Raw genomic sequence first — 17,475 nt, forward strand, 5'->3', positions numbered from 1 at the left:
CGGGCGCCCCTCCTCCCGAAACGAAACACCGGAGGATTCGGGTGAGTCTGACCGAGCTGATGCAGCTCATCACCAGCGGCGTCGTCCTCGGCGCCATGTACGGACTGATCGCCGTCGGATACACGATGGTCTACGGCATCGTCCAACTGATCAACTTCGCGCACGGCGAGATCTTCATGCTCGGCGGATTCGGCGCGCTCGCCATGTACGCCTGGATCCCCCCGCTCCAGCACATGTCGCTGTGGCTCGCTCTGCCGATCATGCTGATCGGCGGTGTGGCGATCTCGGTGCTCGCCGCGGTGGGGGCCGAGCGGTTCGCCTACCGCCCGCTGCGCAACGCGCCGCGCCTCGCCCCGCTGATCACCGCGATCGGCCTGGCTATCTTCGTCCAGCAGCTCGTCTTCCTGTACTGGCCGACGAACGGCGCCGACGGCCTGACCCTCGGGGCCAAGCAGCCCCAGGTGTTCCCGCAGCTCCCGGGCGAGGCCCTGGAGATCGGCGGCGTCACCCTCCAATGGGCGGACGTCCTGACCCTCGTGCTCGCGCTCGTCGCGATGCTCGTGCTCGCCTACTTCGTCCGCAGGACCCGGACCGGGCGCGCCATGCAGGCGACCGCCCAGGACCCGGACACCGCGGGCCTCATGGGCATCGACACCGACCGCATCATCGTCATCGCGTTCGTCATCGGCGCGTCCCTCGCCGCCGTGGCGGGGCTCGCGCACGGGCTGCGGTACGGCCAGCTCACCTACGAGATGGGCTTCATCGCGGGCCTCAAGGCGTTCACCGCGGCGGTGCTCGGCGGCATCGGCAACGTGTACGGCGCCATGCTGGGCGGGATCGTCCTCGGCGTCGTGGAGTCCCTCGCGGCCGGCGGCCTCGGCTACCTCGACGCGGTCGCGCAGTTCGGCGGCGGCGCCTGGAAGGACGTGTGGGCGTTCGTCATCCTGATCCTCGTCCTCCTGGTGCGTCCGCAGGGCCTGCTCGGAGAAAGAACGGGGGACAGGGCATGACCCTCGTGCGGCTCCCCTTCAAGACCGCCGCCGCGCTCGCCGCGGCGGGCGCGGCCCTCGTCCTCGGCTCGACGATGCTCCCGTGGACCTGGACGTCGTCCTTCCCCGGCGATCTGACCGTCGCGTTCTACCCGGCGGGCAACCAGCTCATCACGCTGGTGTCCGCGGTCCTCGCCCTCCTCTTCGCGGTCGCCGCGTTGAGCGGGCCGCGCTTCGCCGTCCTCCCTGCGGGTCGTGCGGCGCGCGCACTACGCGGCGCCTGCTTCGGCGTCGCGGCGTGCACCCTGTACGGCGTCGCGGCCATCGCGTGGGAACTCGGCGGCGTCGCCAACTGGGAGCCCGGCGCGTATGTCGCGGCAGTAGGGTCCCTGCTCGCTCTCGCGGGCGCACTGGCCCTGCCGGCCGACGGCGAAGCGGTCCCGATCGCTTGGCGGCTCCCCGCCGCGGTCGAGATCGCCGCCGTCCTGGTGCTCGTCTTCGGCGGGATGCTCCTGCTCAGCTACGGGCTGGCCACCGAGCACACCGAGCAGTTCCTCGCCTTCTGCCTCGCCGCCGGCTTCGCCGTACGGGCCGTCAAGGAGAGCGGCCTTCCCGGGCCCGTCAAGGACATGTTCACGCGGCGGCGTTACGCGACGGGCGTCGCGGCCCTCGTCGCCGCCGTGGGGTTCGCGCTGGTGCAGACCGGAGACGCCTACACGTCCCTGGCCGCCAACATCCTCGTCTTCGGTGCGGTCGCCCTCGGCCTGAACATCGTGGTCGGCCTGTCCGGCCTGCTCGACCTCGGCTACGTGGCCTTCCTCGGCGTCGGCGCCTACGTCGCCGCCCTGGTGTCGGGCTCCACGTACTCGCGCTTCGCGGGGGAGCCGCTGCCGTTCTGGGCGGCGATGCTCGCCGGCATGGTCGTCGCGGTCATCGCGGGCGTCATCATCGGCGCGCCCACGCTGCGCGTGCGCGGCGACTACCTCGCCATCGTGACGCTCGGGTTCGGGGAGATCTTCCGGATCCTCGTCAACAACCTGGACGGCATCTCCGGGCCGCACGTCACCAACGGCCCGAACGGCATCCCCAACATCCCCGACCTCGTGGTCCTCGGCTACGACTTCGGCGAGGAGCACCACTTCCTCGGGCTGACGATCGGCAGGTTCGCCAACTACTACCTGCTGCTCATCGCGGTGATCGCGTTCGTGGTGTTCGTCTTCCACCGCGTCGCCGACTCCCGGATCGGCCGCGCCTGGGTCGCCATCCGCGAGGACGAGACCGCGGCCGAGGCGATGGGCATCAACGGCTACCGGTTCAAGCTCCTGGCCTTCGGGCTCGGCGCCGCCCTCGCCGGGCTCGCCGGGACCGTCCAGGCGCATGTGACGACCACCGTGACGCCCGACCAGTACCAGTTCCTCAGCACCGCCCCGCCGAACTCGGCGTTCCTGCTGGCGGCCGTGGTGCTGGGCGGCATGGGCACGGTCAGCGGACCGCTCGTCGGCGGCTTCCTGCTGTTCGTGGTGCCGGAGAAGTTCGAGTTCTTCGCCGACAAGCAGCTCCTGCTGTTCGGCGCGACGCTCATCCTCATGATGCGGCTGCGCCCGGAGGGCCTGGTGCCCAGCAGGCAGGCGCGTCTCGAGTTCCACGAGGAAGAGATCGCCGACGCAGAGGCGCACGCCGCCGTCGGCCGGGAGCCCGCGGGGGTGAAGGCATGAGCGCGTCCAACGACGGGCCGATCCTCGACGTCCGGGGCGTCACGATGCGGTTCGGCGGCCTCACCGCCGTCGACGGCGTCGACCTGTCGGTCGGGCACGGCGAGATCGTCGGCCTGATCGGCCCGAACGGCGCGGGGAAGACCACGTTCTTCAACTGCCTGACGGGTCTGTACACGCCGACCGAAGGCGAGATCCTCTACAAGGGGAAGCGCCTCCCCAAGCGGCCCTACGACGTGACCGCGGCGGGCGTCTCCCGGACATTCCAGAACATCCGTCTCTTCCCCAACATGACGGTCCTGGAGAACGTCATGGTGGGCCGGCACGTCCGGCTCAAGGAAGGGCTGTTCTCCGCCATCGGCCGCGGCCCCCGCTACCGCAGGACCGAGGCCGAGGCCAGGGACAAGGCCAGGGAGCTGCTGGAGTTCACCGGTATCGCCCGGCACTCCGAGGCCCTCGCCCGCAACCTGCCCTACGGCGACCAAAGGCGGCTCGAGATAGCGCGCGCGCTGGCGTCGGACCCGGGAGTGCTCCTCCTGGACGAGCCCACGGCGGGCATGAACCCCCAGGAGACGCGGGAGACCATGGAACTGGTCTTCGCCATCCGGGACCGGGGCCTCGCCGTCGTCGTCATCGAGCACGACATGCGGTTCATCTTCAACCTGTGCGAGCGCATCATCGTGCTCACCCAGGGCCGCAAGCTCGTCGAGGGGAACGCCGAGACGGTCCGCGCCGACGAACGGGTCATCGCGGCCTACATCGGTACCCCTCATGAGGAGACGCCCGTGGCGTCCACGGAAGCCGGGGAGGGGCAATGAGCGCTCTGTTGGAGGTCGAGGACCTTCAGGTCGCCTACGGCAAGGTCCGAGCGGTGAAGGGCATCTCGTTCTCTGTCGGGGAAGGCGAGATCGTCACCCTCATCGGCACGAACGGCGCGGGCAAGACGACCACGATGCGCACCCTTTCCGGGCTGCTCAAGCCCGTGTCCGGGACCGTCGTCTTCGACGGGAAGCGCCTCGACGGCATGCGCCCGCACCAGGTCGTCACGCTCGGCCTCGCCCACTCGCCGGAAGGCAGGCACATCTTCCCGAAGATGACCATCGAGGAGAACCTTCTCCTCGGCGCCTACCTGCGCAAGGACCCCGGCGTAGCCGAGGACGTCCAACGGGCGTACGACATGTTCCCGGTCCTGGGCGAGCGCAGGAGGCAGGCGGCGGGCACGCTGTCCGGCGGCGAGCAGCAGATGCTCGCCATGGGCCGCGCCCTCATGTGCCGGCCCAGGCTGCTCCTGCTGGACGAGCCCTCGATGGGCCTGTCCCCGCTGATGACCCAGCAGATCATGAGGACGGTCGGGGCGCTGCGCGAAGACGGCATGACGATCCTGCTCGTCGAGCAGAACGCCCAGGCCGCCCTCGCCCTCGCCGACCAGGGCCATGTCATGGAGACCGGCTCCCTGGTGCTCTCGGGCACCGGCGAGGAACTGCGGCACGACGAGGAGGTCCGCAAGGCCTACCTCGGCGAGGACTAGGCGGCGAGCGCCGATGCGAGGACTGCCGGGACCGCCGTCGGACGAACCTCCGTCGGGTGAACCGCCCGCCGGCGGAGGGCTGCCGGCGCGGGGGCTGGCGCTGCGCGGACTCGCGCGCGGTGAGGAGCCGTCGCGGCTGCGCGACGCCCTCACCGCGCTCGGCCCGCTCGCCGTGCTGGTCGTCGCGCCGCGCGGCACCGACGTCCCGCTCACCGATGTGGTGATCACCGAGCCCGGCGACGAGGCGACGCACCCCGCGGGCGCCCTCGTGCTGGCGATCGGGGTGCGCGGCGCGGCCGCCGACGGGCTGGTGCGCGCCGCGGGGCGGGACGGCGCGACCGCCGTCGCGCTCCGCCCGGGCGACGGGACCGAGCGGCTCCTGGAGACCGCGGAGGCCGCCGGGGTGGCCCTGCTGACGCTCACCGCGCAGGCCAGGTGGGAACAGGTCGAGACCGTCGCGCAGGCCGTCGTCGGCAACGCGGTGATGCTCCCGGGCCTCGACCCCGGCGACTCCCACGGCGACCTGTTCTCGCTCGCGCAGACGATCGCCACCCTGACGGGCGGGATCGTGGCCATCGAGGACTCCGCCAACCACGTCGTCGCCTATTCCAAGTCCGACGACGGCGCCGACGACATGCGCAGGGAGTCGATCCTCACCCGCAACTGCCCCGAGCGGTACCTCTCGGTGCTGCGCGAGTGGGGCGTCTACCAACGGCTGCGGGCGGGTGAGGAGATCGTCGACGTGCCCGCGTACGAGGAGCTCGGGCTACGGCCCCGCGTGGTGGCGGCCGTCCGGGCGGGGTCAAGGCTGCTCGGCACCATCTGGGTGCAGAGGGGCCTGTCCCCGCTGTCGCCGCGCACCTCGGAGGTGCTGCGCGGCTCTGCGCGGCTCGCGGCCCTCCACCTTGTCCGCTACCGGGGTGAGGCGTCCTTGGCGGCCGGCCTTCGGGAGGACCTGGCCGGGGCCCTCATCGACGGGCGGGTCCCGGCCGGCGCCGTCGTCGGGCACCTCGGCCTCGACCCTTGCGCGCAGATGACGGTCATCGCCATCGACCCGAGAGCCCCGGCGGAGCAGGTGGACCCCTCCCGCCGGGAGCTGCGCGACGCCCGGACCACCGAGATCGTCTCGGTGTACGCCGCCGCGTACCGTCAGCTCGCCTTGGTGACGCACCTTGCGGGACGCGTCTATCTGCTCCTGCCCGAGACGTCGGGGACGACGGACGGGGCCGCGGTCACCCGGTGGGTCCAAGGGCTCGTCAGCGCCTTGCGGCAGAACCTCGGCACCCCCGTGCAGGCCGCCATCGCGCGGGTCGTCTCCGGGATGGAGGAGGTGCCCGCCGCCCGGCTGAGCGCCGACCGGATGCTCGAGTCGATGGTCCGGATGGGCGACCGCGCCGTGGCCACCTTCGAGGAACTGCACGCCTCGGTCGTGCTCGACGAGATCGTGGGGCTGTTCCGCGACCCGGCCGTCCGGGACCCGTCGCTGGACCTGCTGGTCCGGCACGACGCGCGGCACGGCACCGACCTCGCCCGCTCCCTGCTGCTCTACCTCGACGCGTTCGGCGACGTGGCCAAGGTCGCCGAAGGGCTCCACGTCCACCCCAACACGCTGCGGCACCGGGTGCGCCGCGCGGTGGCCCTGACCGGGCTCGATCTGGCCGATCCCGACCGGAGGCTGCTGGCGATGCTCCAGCTCCGCGCGGCGCGCCGCGAGCCCTGACGCCTCCGGTTTCGGCGGCATCTGTGTTTCGGCGGCATCTGTGTCAGGTGACCGATTTCAGTACTTATGGTGTCCCGTGTCGGAAGTCCCGGGCCGTAGAGCCGTTTGTCCCGGGCGTCCGGGCAGACCGGTACTCCGTGCTCAGGCGCGGGGTGATTCGTATGACGGATGCTGTTCACGGTCGAAAGGAGACCGTGGACATGGACGGCTGGAGCGCGCCGGGTTACACCACCATCGAGACCCTCGGCGAGGGGGCGCACGGGCGCGTCGTCGCCGCGGTCCGGGACCGCGACGGCCGTCGGGTGGCCGTCAAGTACCTGACCGATCCAGCCCGGCGCGGCGCGTTCGCGATCGAGGCCGGGCACCTCGCCGCGGTGCGCTCCCGGAACGTCGTCCGCCTCCTCGACCACCTCGAGCACGGCGACGCCGCGGCGCTCGTCATGGACCACGCGCCGGGCCGTCCCCTGAAGGAACTGCTCGCCGAGACCGGCCCGCTCGCCCCCGAAGCCGCCCTCCTGGTCTTCCAGGGCGTCCTGCGCGCACTGGAGGCCACCCACCGCGCCGGGATCGTGCACCGTGACCTCAAGCCCGGCAACCTCCTCGTCGGCCCCAAGGGCGAGGTCACCCTGATCGACTTCGGCATCGCCGTCCCCACCGGCACCGAGACCGACCCGATAGGCACCCCCGCGTACATGCCCCCCGAACAGTGGCAGGCCCTTCCCGCCACTCCTTCCTGGGACCTCTACGCCGCCACCGCGGTCTTCTACGAATGCCTCACCGGCGGTCGCCCCTACCCGGCCCGCTACCTCGCCGAACTCGCCGCCCAGCATCTCCACAGCCCAGTCCCCGACTCCGGCGACCCCCACCTCCAGCCCCTCGTCAAGGCGGGCCTGGCCAAGGACCCCGACGCCCGCGTCCACTCCGCCCACGCCCTCCTCCGCACCGTGGAGATCCTCGCCCGCCGCCTCTACGGTCTCGGCTGGACCCGCCGCGGCCGTCCGCACTTCACCCCGGCCCCCGTCCCCGCCCCCTTCGCCCTCGCCGCATGACGCGCCCGCGCCGCCCCGCCTCCGACAGGCGGTGATCGGGCGAGGTCTCGCCCCGGGCTAGCAAGCAAGCGCTTACTGGCTTAGGGTGCCTGGCATGACGAGCGGTGTGGTTCCCGGGAGAGCGACCGGGGTCGAGGGCGCGCTGGCGCGGTATCCGGAGCGGACGCGGGTGTTCGTGGAGGCGCTCGGGTGGGGGGATCCGGTCGCGGACGCGGTGGTGGCCGACCTGGTGGCGGAGGGGCGGGGCCCCGGGATGCGGCGGATCCGGCGGGCGCTGGCGGAAGGGATCGGGGCGGTGCCCGACGCGCCCGCGTCGGTGGTGCGGCTGTTCGCCGAGATCGACGCCGAACCGGAGTGGCTGGACCGGGACCTGCTGGATCTCGCCTCGCACGCCTACTGCCGGCACCCCGTCGCCGTCCTGACGGCCCTCGGCACCGCCTCGCTCGTCGGCAGCTACGTCAACGGGGCCGCGGTCGAGCCCCTCGCGCTCACCCGGCGCTTCACCGACCGGGGCGCGGTCCGCGCGTTCGAGACGGCCTCGTGGCTGTGGGCGGCGGCCCGTCCGGGCGGCCTCGCGAGGTTCGCGCCAGGGGTCGCCGCGACGGTCCGGGTGCGGCTGATCCACGCGTTCGTGCGGCACCACATCCTGACCGGCCTCCCCGAAGGCTCCTGGGACGCCGCCGAGCTCGGCCACCCGATCAACCAGGCCGACTCCGCCTACACCCTCATCGAGTTCAGCCTGATCCCGCTGCGCGTCATGGGACGCTTCGGCATCCCGCACACGCCACGGGAACGCTCGGCGATCCACCACCTTTTCCGTTATGTCGGATACCTCATGGGGGTGGATCCGCGGATCCTGCCCCGGACCGAGCGGGACTTCGCCGAACTCGAGGAGATCTACCACCTGACCGGCGCGGAACCCAGCGCCTACAGCCGCGAACTCGTCGCGGAACTGCTCGACGTGATCATGCCGGACAACCTCGCGAGCCAGGCGGGCCCGCTGTCGCCCGTCCTGCGGCGCACCGCCCGCCCGATGGTGCACGGTCTCGCCCGGACCTTCGCGGGCGACCAGATCGCCGACCGGCTCGGCGTCCGGCGCAACGCGTGGCGGCACCTGCCCGCGGTCATGGCGGCCCCGGTGCGCGCCGTCAACGTGATCCAGCACGCGGTCCCCGGCGGGATGGACCGCAAACTCCGCCGCGCGCTGCGTTTCATCGACGCCACGACGGCCGCGACCGCCGCCCGCCTGGGCGTCGGTCACGACCTCGTGGACGCCTCGTCCGACCACCCCGCCGCCGGCCCCCCGGAGTGACGGAGACGGGGGAGCGGCGAGCGGGAGCCCTTAGTTCCCGGCGCTCTGCCGGGCGGCGACGGCGGCGCGGACCTCGTCCATGTCGAGCTCCAGCGCCTTGCCGACCAGTTCCTTCAGCGCGACCTCGGGGAGGGCCCCGGGCTCGGCGTACAGGATGATCCCGTCGCGCGCGACGACGAGCGTCGGGATCGAGGTGATCTCGAACGCCGCGGCCAGCTCACGCTCGGCCTCGGTGTCGACCTTGCCGAACACCGCGTCCGGGTGCTCCGCGGAGACCCGCTCGTAGACCGGGGCGAAGTTCCGGCAGGGACCGCACCAGCTCGCCCAGAAGTCGACCAGCACCAGCCCCTCGCGCCCGAAGGCCTCCTCAAAGGTCTCCTTGGTCAGCTCGACCGTGGCCATCGCGTTCTCCTTCGCTTTCGCTGTCGCGGCGTCGTATGCCTGTGAAACCACGCCCCGCCCTTCCCTGTTCCCGGTGCGGGTTCCGGCCTTCCGGCGGGCGTCAGGCGGGCCTGCCGAACGCCCAGCGCCCGGTGCCCTCGCGCACCCACAACCAGGCGGTGGTCCTGGTCTCCTTGCACTCGAGCCGCACCGGCTCGTAGCACGCGGTGTCCACGTCCGGCCCGTGGGCGGTGACGTCCTGGTAGAGCCGCTCCGAGGCGAGCAGCCCCACGTCGGTCAGGGTCAGCGCCATCGCGTTCTGGAAGGCCCCGGCGTTCAGCAGCCGGAACGTGTGGTTGACGGCGTGGCCGACGATGCCGTGGTCGTCCCGGTAGAGGTAGCCGCAGTGGACCGCCGCGCGCAGCCGCAGCCGCGCCTCGTCGCGCAGCCGCGCGTTCCCCGCGCGCACTTCCCGGGCGAGCCCGTGCGCGAGCGGGTCGAGCAGCAGATGGAGCGGCACGTCCGGCGGAAGGACGACGAGCGCGCCGTCGCCGCGGTCCTCCCGGTGGCACTCGTCCCAGGGCAGGCCCGCCCTCTGGAAGGCGGCCCGCACCGCCGCGTACATGTCGCGCCTCAGCGCGAAGCGCCCGCTCTCGTCCCGGTGGCCGGCGCCGAAGGCGCAGACGTCGAACGCCACGAGCGACGTGTGGTGGCGCGGCGCCACCGGCGCGAATCCCCCCAGGAATCCGCCGGCCCCGGTGGCGTCCTCCGCGAACGCCACTGGATAGGCCGTCTCAACAGACCTTATGCTCATCATGGATCGAGGTTCCCCTTTTGGCTCAGCGGCTTGGGATCTTCGGTTCTGCGCGGAGCCCTTGGTTACGACAGGGGCTCCGCGCTTCCATTATCCGAGCTTTGTTTTCGGGGCTCTGTTCCGGGCTGATTGCTTTCTACTGTTCTGCTTCCCACCGGACGGCGACGTTCTTTCGCAGCACCGGGCGGGAGGCAATCTTGCATACCGCCAGCCAGCACTCTGCCCGTCCGGAAGCGGCCATCGGCGAATCTTGATACCTCGGGCACATCCCTCAGAACGGGTGGGCCTCACCGGGCGGATGGGATTCCTGGGAAAGTGTCGGGATACCGGTGTGCGAGGTGGCGTTCATCCTTACCGCTCATATCCGCATGGCATTAAGCCACTTCTTGCGGAGCGGACTTGGCCGTCCGCCACATAGCTGTTCTAATCGAAGCATCTCGAAGGGCGGCCGACAGCGACGTTCCCGTCTGCGGGAAAGCGGAGAACTCAACAGAAGGGTTGGGGTCGGCATGAGCATGCCTTCGGGTCCGGGACCCGTCGTGCAGCGCGCCATTCTCACCAGCGAGCTGCAACGGCTTCGCCAGGAGCACGGCTCGACCCAGGACCAGGCGGCTTCGGCGCTGGACTGGTCGCTGTCCAAGCTCATCCGCATCGAAGGCGGCAGCGTCGGCGTCTCCACGACGGATCTGCACGCCCTCCTGCGCTACTACGGCATGCCCGACGGCGACCCCGCCATCGGCCGCCTCACCGAACTCGCCCGCGACGGCCGCCAACGCGGCTGGTGGGCCCTCTACCGCAACGAGATCTCCCCCGCCTACACCGAGTTCATCGGCTACGAGGCGGGCGCCTCCACCATCCGCTGCCTCCAGCCCCTCGCCATCCCCGGCCTCCTCCAGATAGAGGAATACGCCAACGCCCTGACCATCGAGTTCGCCAGAACCCGGGAGCAGCGGGACATCATCGTCGAGGTCCGCATGCAGCGGCAGGACCAGGTGCTCGGCCGCGCCGACCCGCCCCTCCTGCACGTCGTCCTCGACGAGGCCGCGCTGCGCAGGCACGTCGGCGGCCAGACCGACCGCGGCATCATGACCCGCCAGTTGCGCCATCTCGTCGAGATGTCGGCGGAACCGAACATCATCATCGAGCTGATCCCGTTCACGCAGGGTGCGCACTTCGGGATGCAGGGCGAGTTCACCATTCTCGGCTTCGCCGACAGCCGCCTCGGCGACGTGCTCTTCATCGAGAACGCGCGCTCGTCCGACACCAACGTCGCAGACCGGGACACCCGCATCACGGAGTACCGCGTCGCCTTCGAGAACCTCCGCCGCCTCACCCTCCCCGAGGACGAGACCGTGCCCTTCCTCGAAGCGGTGATCGCCGACATAGGCGCCTAACGCGAGAAATCCCGCACGACCGACCCCGCCAGCCCCCGCCAAGCACGCGCCGACAGCCCCAGCACGACCCCTCCGTCCGCCTGCTTGGAGTCCTGCACATAAACCGCGCGGCCCGCCACGGCCACTTCCACGCACCCGCTCGTCTCGCTCGCCGAAGCCTTACGCCACACGACCTCGGTCGCCGGCCCGGCAGCACGCAGCACTCCAAGGCGCCGCACCGCGCCACCGAACGGATCCATCGCACCGCACTTCTCTTCATTGGCCGGTCAGCGGAACGCGACCCGGGTCACCGGCCACTGCGGGCAGGCTTGCGGCACACGGCTGACACGCACACCGACGGACGGTGTGTCGCCACACCGGGCCTTCATCAAAGGTCCGCGACAGAAACTATCGGTTGTACCCGCTCCGGTAGCCGCGAATCGCCGAATCACGATGCCGAGCGAAGGGCGCGGGATCATGGCTCGGGAATTCCTGGGAATTGCGTTCGGGAAGTCGTTCGTGGGGCGGTGGGTCTCCGGGGGCGGGGTGAGGGCGGGGTCGGGGCATGGGGGGTCGTGGGGCACCATGAAGGGGTGGTGACTCGGACTGTGGGCCCGGTGGGGGTCGGGGGTGCGGAGCTGCTCGCCGATCTTGTGGCGGACGGGGACGTGGTGGTGCTGAGCGGGGCGGGGATGTCGACGGAGTCGGGGATTCCCGACTATCGGGGGGCGACGGGGAGGTCTCGGCCGTCGTCGCCGATGACGTACCAGACGTTCGTGGGGGGTGTGGAGGCCCGGCGCCGGTATTGGGCGCGGGCGCATCTGGGGTGGCGGCATATGACGCGGGCGGAGCCCAATGCGGGGCACCGGGTGGTGGCGGAGCTGGAGCGGCGCGGGCTCGTCAACGGGGTGATCACCCAGAACGTCGACGGGCTGCACCAGGCGGCCGGATCCGGCCGGGTCGTGGAGCTGCACGGGGCGCTGGACCGGGTGGTCTGCCTCGGATGTGGCGAGCCGACCCCGCGTGACGCGCTGGACGCCCGGCTGCGCGCGGCGAACCCGGACTGGGAGGCCAGGCCCACCCTGGTCAACCCCGACGGCGACGTGTCGCTGACCGACGCCGAGACCGCCTCCTTCACCCTCGTGGACTGCGCGTCCTGCGGCGGGGTGCTCAAGCCAGACGTGATCTTCTTCGGGGAGACCGTGCCGCGGCCCCGGGTCGCCGACTGCTACGAGCTCACCTCCGGCGCGGGCGCCCTGCTGGTCCTCGGCTCCTCCCTCACCGTCCACTCCGGCCGAAGGTTCGTCCGGCACGCGGCCTCGCACGGCATTCCCGTCCTGATCGTCAACCAGGGGCCGACGCGGTCGGACGCCGACGCGCTGTGCCGCGTCGACGCGCCGCTCGGCGCGACGCTCCGCACTCTGCTGGAGGCCTTGTCATGACCGACTACCCGTTCGTCTTCACACCGCTCTACCGCCCTCTCCTCGCGCTCCTCGGGGTGCGGCCGGGCAACAGCCGCGTCACGGTCGACGACCGCGAACTGCGCGCGGTCTTCGGCCGCTGGACGCTGGCGACGCCGCTGTCGAACATCGCCTCGGCGACGCCCTCCGGCCCTTACAAGGCCCACCGCGCCATCGGCGTGCGCCTCTCCTTCGTCGACACGGGCATCACCTTCGGCTCGGCCCTGTCCGGCGTCTGCGTCTCCTTCCGCGAGCCCGTCCGCTGCTTCGGCCCCCGACCCCACGAGGCCCTCACCGTCACCGTCGCCTCCCCCGACGCCCTCGCCGCCGACCTCGGCGCCCGCCTCCCCACCCCCTGACCCCCGCCCGGGAGGGGGCTCGATGGGAGGCCGGTAAAGGTGGGTATCCGGGTGGAAAGGGGTGCGGTGGGGGTGAGCGGGTGTCTATGCTCCCCGCATGCGGATCGTGACGGTGGGCGGGGATGACGTCGGGTTCATCGCGATCGGGCAGGAGGCGGTCGGGATCATCGCGATCGGGCAGTTGGCCACCGGGGTGATCGCGTTCGGCCAGTTGGCCACGGGGGTGATCGCGATCGGGCAGGTGGCCCGCGGCGTCATCGCGATCGGTCAGCTCGCGGTAGGGATCGTCGCGGTGGGCATGGCCGCGGTAGGGGTGCTGTTCGCCGTCGGCATGGTCTCGCTCTCGGCGTTCGGGGCGCCTTATGTGACGTCCTTCGGCCTGTTCGGCAAGATCGACCCGCGGGCCCTGTTCGACCCGCGCCGCGACCGCCTGTTCCGCGGCACGCTGCCGCAATGGCGGCTGGTGATGGCCTCCCTGGGCACGCTCGTGCTGCTCGGCGCCTGGTGGATGGTCGTCGGCTCCGCGCTCTTCCTGCCGCACCTCGCGCTGCCCGGGTTCTGACGGGCGGCGGCGCGACGGCTCTTCAGCCGGGCTCGACCAGCGAGGCGACGAACGCGATCGCCAGGTAGACCTGGACCAGCACGAGGGCCGCGCCGAGCAGGTTCACCGGCCAGGGCACCCGGACGAGCTGGGCCAGCCCGCCGGGCGAGAACCGGGCGAGCGCGCGCTTGACGTCGCGCCCTTCGGCCATCGTGGAGTTCTGGTCGGTGTGCTTGACGGAGCGCGAGGACATCAGCCCGCCTTCCTCTCGGGGACGAGCGCGAGCCCTGCCCGCCTCGCCTTTTCGACGCTGGCGCGCAGCGCCTCTTCGACGACGCGCGCCTGCTCGGTGAGGCCCTCGATCTCGGCGACGGCGAGTTCGTCGCGGACGGTGCGGGCGAGCAGATCCTGGTACGCGTCGCCCCTGGCGGCGAGCCGCTGCACGGTCTCCCACTGGTGGAGCGCCTCGTCGGCGGCCTTGACCCGCGCGGCGTAGGCCTCCAGCGCCTCGATCCGCTCGGTGACCGAGGCGGTGGCCAGTCGCAGCACCTCGCGCTGTGGCGCGAGCAGCTCGGCCACCTGTGGGTTGCGGGCGTCGGCGCCGCGGTGCTCGTCCGACAGCCGGTCCAGCTCGAAGATCGTCTCGGCGATGTCCCAGACCTGCTGGGGCAGCGTGACGGTGTTGCGGATGTCGTCGAGCAGGCCCTGGGTCTGCACCCGGGAGAAGAGCACGGAGGCGACCGCCTTGCGCGCCCGGCCGAGCAGATCCCCGTACTGGCCGTTGAGCTCCTGGGGCAGCAGGTAGCGCCCGTGGTTGTCGCGGGCGAGCCGCCCGGCCACGCCCTCGCCGCACCGGCTCAGCAGGAACGCGAAGACGAACGGCTGGAGGCACAGCTGCACGGCCAGCGCCAGGCCCGGCTGGAGGACGAACCCGGCGATGACCAGCGCCTGCGCCGCGAAGGCGATGTTGCGCACTCTGGGCGAGTACAGCGTGCCGATCAGCGCGGGCACGTAGGTCCACACCGGCGTCTGCCAGAGGGCGAGCACGGCGTCCATCGGCCGGAGCCCGCCGAGCGGGCCGGCCGGACGAGGCCCCGTGCCGGGGTGCAGCGACTCCGGATGGTTCTCCAGAACCTCGCGCGTCTTCGGCGGAAGCGCGGGGTCGATGACGGGGCCCGTGAGGGCGTAGAGCCGTTCCATGACCACCTCCCGATGCGTTTGTACCATCGGGAGGCGCCCGTCAAGGGAAGTTGTCCACAGCCCGTTCGGTGGGATTTCTGGGGTTAGAGCAAGGTTTTGAGGAACGCACGCGTGCGTTCCTTGTCCTTGCCGGAGAGAAAACCGCCCGCGACGAAGTCGGTGACGCCCGCCTCGCGCAGTTCCTCCAGCTGAGCGGCCACGGAGTCCTCGTCGCCGACGACGGCGAGCCCGGCGGGCCCGTCCACGCCCTCCCGGTCCATCATCGCCCGGTACGACGGCAGCGATCCGTACATCTGGAAGATCTCCCCGGCCCGCGCGCGGGCCTCCTCGACGTCGTCGGTGACGCCGAACGGCAGGATGCACACGACGCGCGGCGCGGGGCGGCCCGCCGCGGCGGCGGCCGCGGTGATCGTCGGCACGATGTGGTCGCGGACGGTCTTCGGCCCGGTCATCCACAGGACGGTGCCGTCGGCCTTCTCCGCCGCGATCTTCAGCATCCGCGGGCCGAGCGCGGCCACGACGACCGGCACCCGCGCCTCGGTGCCGATGCCGAACCCGATCTGGGCCTTGACGGTCTCGCCCTCGAACGCCACGTGCTCGCCGGACAGCAGCGGGCCGAGGACGGACAGGTACTCCTCCATGTGCCGCGCCGGACGGGCGAAGTCGTAGCCGAACATGCCCTCGATGACGATCTTGTGCGAGAGGCCGACGCCCAAGGTGAGCCGGCCGTCGCCGATCGCCAGCGCGGTCGTCAGGGCCTGCTGGGCGAGGGCGGCGGGGTGGCGCGGGTAGGTCGGCACGACGGACGTGCCGAGTTCGATGCCGGGCACGGCGCCGCCCGCGACGGTGATCGCGGTCAGCGCGTCCAGGCCGAAGACCTGGGTGAGCCAGGCGGAGGAGAAACCGTCGTCGGCGGCCTGCCGCACGTCGTCGGTGTAGTGGCGCAGGGCGTCAGGTCCGCCCTTGTCCAGCAGTGAGATCCCGATCCGCACGAGTGCGCTCCTCGGTCCGTGGGGTGTGTCACCCGGATTCTGCACGATCACCCGCGACCGCCCGACAGCGCGTCCGCCGTACGCGTGTTCACGACGGACTCCGGGGCGACGCCGCAGCGCACGGCCCGCTCGCAGCCGTTGCCGAGCCAGTCGAGCTGGCCGGGGGCATGGGCGTCGGAGTCGATGGAGAACGAGCAGCCGGCCTCCACGGCGAGCCTGAGCAGCCGCTTGGGCGGGTCGAGGCGTTCCGGCCGGGAGTTGATCTCGACTGCGGTGCCGTAGGCGGCGCACGCGTCGAAGACGAGTCCCGCGTCGAACTCCGACTCCGGCCGGAGCCCGCCCCTCGCGCCGCCCGCCTTGACGATCCGGCCCGTGCAGTGGCCGAGGACGTCCACCAGCGGGTTCGACACGGCGGCGACGAGCCGGCGGGTCATGTCCACCCGGTCCATCCGCAGTTTCGAGTGCACGCTGGCGACGACGACGTCGAGCCGGTCGAGCAGGCCGGGCTCCTGGTCGAGCGACCCGTCGTCCAGGATGTCCACTTCGATCCCGGTGAGGATCCGGAAGGGGGAGAGCTCCGCGTTGAGCGCGGCGACCACGTCGAGCTGCTCGCGCAGCCGGTCGGCGGAAAGGCCGCGGGCCACCTTCAGCCGCGGGGAGTGGTCGGTGAGCGCCAGGTACTCGTGGCCGAGCGCGCGTGCCGTCTCGGCCATCTCCCGGATGGGCGAACCGCCGTCCGACCAGTCGCTGTGGGTGTGCAGGTCCCCCCGGAGCGCGCCGCGGAGTGCCGCCGCCGCCTCGTCCAGGGGCTGTCCCTCGGTGGCCTCCAGACGCCGCAGGTACACGGGGACCTCTCCGCCGACGGCCTCGGTCACGACCAGCGCCGTCACCTTTCCGATGCCCGGCAGCTCCCCAAGGGTGCCTTCTCGTACGCGTCTCTCCAGCTCGCCCCGGTCGAGCGCCCCTACGGTCGCGGCGGCCGTGCGGAAGGCACGCACCCGGTAGGTGGGCTCGTGGGCGCGTTCGAGGAGGAACGCGATGCGCCGCAGCGCCTCAACGGGTTCCATAGGGGAGTGGTACCCCGCATAAGTAAATGCTTATATGTCGGGATGGAAGAGCTGCTGCACGAGGTGCTGGGCGGGATCTACGGGCCCGGCCTCCAGATCGAGGGGCTGCGCCGGGACGGCGCGGGCGCGTCCCGGCTGACCACGGCGTTCGACGCGGTCACCCAGGCGGGCGAGAGGCACGCGCTGATCCTTCGCCGCGACACCCCGGGCGGGGCCGCCACCGGCAACTCCCTGGACGTCGAGGCCGCCCTCATGCGCGCGGCCGCGAAGGCGGGCGCGCCGAGTCCCGAGGTGATCGCCGCGGGTGAGGGCTACATCGTGATGACCCGGATCGACGGCGAGACGATCCCGCGCAAGATCCTCCGCTCGCCCGAGCTGGCGCAGGCGCGGTCGGGCCTGGCCGCCGAGTGCGGCGAGATCCTCGCCGCGATCCACCGGATCCCCGCCGACAGCGTGCCCGGTCTGTCGGACGAGGATCAGTTCGACCTGTGGGAGCTGGTCCTCGACGGCTTCCCCGACCCGTATCCCGCTCTGGAACTCGCCTTGCGCAGACTCCGGCTGACCCGCCCTGAGCCGTCCGCCACGACGGTCGTGCACGGTGATTTCCGGAACGGCAACCTCATCATCGGCCCCGACGGCGTCCGGGCCGTCCTGGACTGGGAGCTGTCCCACATCGGCGACCCGCTGGAGGACCTCGGCTGGCTGTGCGCCAAGCCCTGGCGGTTCGGATCCCCGCTCCCGGCGGGCGGTTTCGGGGGATACGACGAACTCGTCGGGTCCTACGAGCGGGCCTCGGGAACGAAGGTCGACCGCGAGGCCCTGCGCTGGTGGGAGCTGTACGGCGTGCTGCGCTGGGGCGTCATCTGCATCGTGCAGACGAGCCGCCACCTGACGGGCGGTGAGCGCTCGGTCGAGCTCGCGGCGCTCGGCCGGAGGGTCGCCGAGAACGAGTTCGACCTGCTCACCGCCCTGGCCTAG

Annotated in this window: 19 protein-coding genes; 12 read left to right on the forward strand and 7 right to left on the reverse strand. The window is 71.7% G+C overall.

What is annotated here, in order from left to right:
* Positions 1 to 41: 41 nt before the first annotated feature.
* From EDD29_RS02380 to EDD29_RS02410, 7 genes are all read left to right on the forward strand, one after another.
* Positions 42 to 1,010, forward strand: a complete 969-nt coding sequence (locus tag EDD29_RS02380) for a branched-chain amino acid ABC transporter permease (RefSeq protein ID WP_211359529.1) — start codon at positions 42 to 44, stop codon at positions 1,008 to 1,010.
* Complete coding sequence (locus EDD29_RS02385; RefSeq protein WP_123661953.1) at positions 1,007 to 2,704, forward strand: branched-chain amino acid ABC transporter permease; 1,698 nt, start codon at positions 1,007 to 1,009, stop codon at positions 2,702 to 2,704. Before EDD29_RS02380 ends, EDD29_RS02385 begins: the two co-directional genes overlap by 4 nt.
* The gene (locus EDD29_RS02390; RefSeq protein ID WP_123661954.1) at positions 2,701 to 3,519 is read left to right on the forward strand and encodes an ABC transporter ATP-binding protein; all 819 of its coding nucleotides are present in this window, start codon (positions 2,701 to 2,703) and stop codon (positions 3,517 to 3,519) included. The genes EDD29_RS02385 and EDD29_RS02390 overlap by 4 nt, the downstream gene beginning before the upstream one ends.
* Positions 3,516 to 4,229, forward strand: coding sequence for an ABC transporter ATP-binding protein (locus EDD29_RS02395; RefSeq protein ID WP_123661955.1), 714 nt, complete (start codon positions 3,516 to 3,518; stop codon positions 4,227 to 4,229). Before EDD29_RS02390 ends, EDD29_RS02395 begins: the two co-directional genes overlap by 4 nt.
* Before the next feature lie 13 nt (positions 4,230 to 4,242).
* On the forward strand, positions 4,243 to 5,949 hold the full coding sequence (locus tag EDD29_RS02400) for a PucR family transcriptional regulator (RefSeq protein ID WP_123661956.1): 1,707 nt from the start codon (positions 4,243 to 4,245) through the stop codon (positions 5,947 to 5,949).
* 200 nt (positions 5,950 to 6,149) lie between these two features.
* A complete protein-coding gene (locus EDD29_RS02405; RefSeq protein ID WP_170201268.1) occupies positions 6,150 to 6,998 on the forward strand; it encodes a serine/threonine-protein kinase in 849 nt (282 codons plus the stop codon).
* A 94-nt stretch (positions 6,999 to 7,092) separates the two neighbouring features.
* Entirely contained in the window at positions 7,093 to 8,310 is a 1,218-nt protein-coding gene (locus EDD29_RS02410) for an oxygenase MpaB family protein (protein ID WP_148085856.1), read from the forward strand.
* A 30-nt stretch (positions 8,311 to 8,340) separates the two neighbouring features.
* On the opposite strand, the gene EDD29_RS02415 is transcribed toward EDD29_RS02410, so the two are convergent.
* Both EDD29_RS02415 and EDD29_RS02420 read right to left on the reverse strand, forming a co-directional pair.
* A complete protein-coding gene (locus EDD29_RS02415) occupies positions 8,341 to 8,712 on the reverse strand; it encodes a thioredoxin family protein (protein WP_123661959.1) in 372 nt (123 codons plus the stop codon).
* 100 nt (positions 8,713 to 8,812) lie between these two features.
* Positions 8,813 to 9,472, reverse strand: coding sequence for a hypothetical protein (locus EDD29_RS02420; protein ID WP_123661960.1), 660 nt, complete (start codon positions 9,470 to 9,472; stop codon positions 8,813 to 8,815).
* A 542-nt stretch (positions 9,473 to 10,014) separates the two neighbouring features.
* Here EDD29_RS02420 and EDD29_RS02425 point away from each other — a divergent pair.
* Positions 10,015 to 10,899 carry a helix-turn-helix domain-containing protein gene (locus EDD29_RS02425; RefSeq protein WP_170201269.1) on the forward strand — a complete coding sequence of 295 codons (885 nt, stop codon included), beginning with the start codon at positions 10,015 to 10,017 and terminating at the stop codon, positions 10,897 to 10,899.
* On the opposite strand, the gene EDD29_RS48050 is transcribed toward EDD29_RS02425, so the two are convergent.
* A complete protein-coding gene (locus tag EDD29_RS48050) occupies positions 10,896 to 11,138 on the reverse strand; it encodes a DUF397 domain-containing protein (protein WP_123661962.1) in 243 nt (80 codons plus the stop codon). The two genes, EDD29_RS02425 and EDD29_RS48050, sit on opposite strands and share 4 nt — an antisense overlap.
* Before the next feature lie 414 nt (positions 11,139 to 11,552).
* On the opposite strand from EDD29_RS48050, the gene EDD29_RS02435 reads away from it, so the two are divergent.
* From EDD29_RS02435 to EDD29_RS02445, 3 genes are all read left to right on the forward strand, one after another.
* Positions 11,553 to 12,320, forward strand: a complete 768-nt coding sequence (locus EDD29_RS02435) for an NAD-dependent protein deacetylase (RefSeq protein ID WP_281281013.1) — start codon at positions 11,553 to 11,555, stop codon at positions 12,318 to 12,320.
* Positions 12,317 to 12,697 (forward strand): hypothetical protein, encoded by a 381-nt coding sequence (locus EDD29_RS02440; protein ID WP_123661964.1) that lies wholly within the window; start codon positions 12,317 to 12,319, stop codon positions 12,695 to 12,697. The genes EDD29_RS02435 and EDD29_RS02440 overlap by 4 nt, the downstream gene beginning before the upstream one ends.
* 97 nt (positions 12,698 to 12,794) lie before the next feature.
* On the forward strand, positions 12,795 to 13,259 hold the full coding sequence (locus EDD29_RS02445) for a hypothetical protein (RefSeq protein WP_123661965.1): 465 nt from the start codon (positions 12,795 to 12,797) through the stop codon (positions 13,257 to 13,259).
* A 22-nt stretch (positions 13,260 to 13,281) separates the two neighbouring features.
* Here the strand turns inward: EDD29_RS02445 and EDD29_RS02450 are convergent, their stop codons facing one another.
* The 4 genes from EDD29_RS02450 to EDD29_RS02465 form a co-directional block, all read right to left on the reverse strand.
* Positions 13,282 to 13,491: a hypothetical protein gene (locus tag EDD29_RS02450; protein WP_123661966.1), complete on the reverse strand. Its 210-nt coding sequence runs from the start codon at positions 13,489 to 13,491 to the stop codon at positions 13,282 to 13,284.
* Positions 13,491 to 14,438, reverse strand: a complete 948-nt coding sequence (locus tag EDD29_RS02455) for a hypothetical protein (RefSeq protein ID WP_123661967.1) — start codon at positions 14,436 to 14,438, stop codon at positions 13,491 to 13,493. Before EDD29_RS02455 ends, EDD29_RS02450 begins: the two co-directional genes overlap by 1 nt.
* An 83-nt stretch (positions 14,439 to 14,521) precedes the next feature.
* Positions 14,522 to 15,430 (reverse strand): LLM class F420-dependent oxidoreductase, encoded by a 909-nt coding sequence (locus EDD29_RS02460; protein ID WP_123661968.1) that lies wholly within the window; start codon positions 15,428 to 15,430, stop codon positions 14,522 to 14,524.
* A gap of 47 nt (positions 15,431 to 15,477) precedes the next feature.
* Positions 15,478 to 16,497 carry a PHP domain-containing protein gene (locus EDD29_RS02465; protein ID WP_123661969.1) on the reverse strand — a complete coding sequence of 340 codons (1,020 nt, stop codon included), beginning with the start codon at positions 16,495 to 16,497 and terminating at the stop codon, positions 15,478 to 15,480.
* 42 nt (positions 16,498 to 16,539) lie between these two features.
* Here EDD29_RS02465 and EDD29_RS02470 point away from each other — a divergent pair, with 42 nt between their 5' ends.
* Positions 16,540 to 17,475 (forward strand): phosphotransferase family protein, encoded by a 936-nt coding sequence (locus tag EDD29_RS02470; RefSeq protein WP_123661970.1) that lies wholly within the window; start codon positions 16,540 to 16,542, stop codon positions 17,473 to 17,475.

This window comes from Actinocorallia herbida, from assembly GCF_003751225.1.
Taxonomy (GTDB): domain Bacteria; phylum Actinomycetota; class Actinomycetes; order Streptosporangiales; family Streptosporangiaceae; genus Actinocorallia; species Actinocorallia herbida.

Bases quoted from the DNA above. Each gene is read 5' to 3' on its own strand.
- EDD29_RS02385 (WP_123661953.1), top strand. From the start codon at position 1,007: ATGACCCTCGTGCGGCTCCCCTTCAAGACCGCCGCCGCGCTCGCCGCG.
- EDD29_RS02465 (WP_123661969.1), bottom strand. From the start codon at position 16,497: ATGGAACCCGTTGAGGCGCTGCGGCGCATCGCGTTCCTCCTCGAACGC.
- EDD29_RS02425 (WP_170201269.1), top strand. From the start codon at position 10,015: ATGAGCATGCCTTCGGGTCCGGGACCCGTCGTGCAGCGCGCCATTCTC.
- EDD29_RS02470 (WP_123661970.1), top strand. From the start codon at position 16,540: ATGGAAGAGCTGCTGCACGAGGTGCTGGGCGGGATCTACGGGCCCGGC.
- EDD29_RS02415 (WP_123661959.1), bottom strand. From the start codon at position 8,712: ATGGCCACGGTCGAGCTGACCAAGGAGACCTTTGAGGAGGCCTTCGGG.
- EDD29_RS02405 (WP_170201268.1), top strand. From the start codon at position 6,150: ATGGACGGCTGGAGCGCGCCGGGTTACACCACCATCGAGACCCTCGGC.
- EDD29_RS02395 (WP_123661955.1), top strand. From the start codon at position 3,516: ATGAGCGCTCTGTTGGAGGTCGAGGACCTTCAGGTCGCCTACGGCAAG.
- EDD29_RS02400 (WP_123661956.1), top strand. From the start codon at position 4,243: ATGCGAGGACTGCCGGGACCGCCGTCGGACGAACCTCCGTCGGGTGAA.
- EDD29_RS02440 (WP_123661964.1), top strand. From the start codon at position 12,317: ATGACCGACTACCCGTTCGTCTTCACACCGCTCTACCGCCCTCTCCTC.
- EDD29_RS02455 (WP_123661967.1), bottom strand. From the start codon at position 14,438: ATGGAACGGCTCTACGCCCTCACGGGCCCCGTCATCGACCCCGCGCTT.
- EDD29_RS02410 (WP_148085856.1), top strand. From the start codon at position 7,093: ATGACGAGCGGTGTGGTTCCCGGGAGAGCGACCGGGGTCGAGGGCGCG.
- EDD29_RS02450 (WP_123661966.1), bottom strand. From the start codon at position 13,491: ATGTCCTCGCGCTCCGTCAAGCACACCGACCAGAACTCCACGATGGCC.
- EDD29_RS02390 (WP_123661954.1), top strand. From the start codon at position 2,701: ATGAGCGCGTCCAACGACGGGCCGATCCTCGACGTCCGGGGCGTCACG.
- EDD29_RS48050 (WP_123661962.1), bottom strand. From the start codon at position 11,138: ATGGATCCGTTCGGTGGCGCGGTGCGGCGCCTTGGAGTGCTGCGTGCT.
- EDD29_RS02445 (WP_123661965.1), top strand. From the start codon at position 12,795: ATGCGGATCGTGACGGTGGGCGGGGATGACGTCGGGTTCATCGCGATC.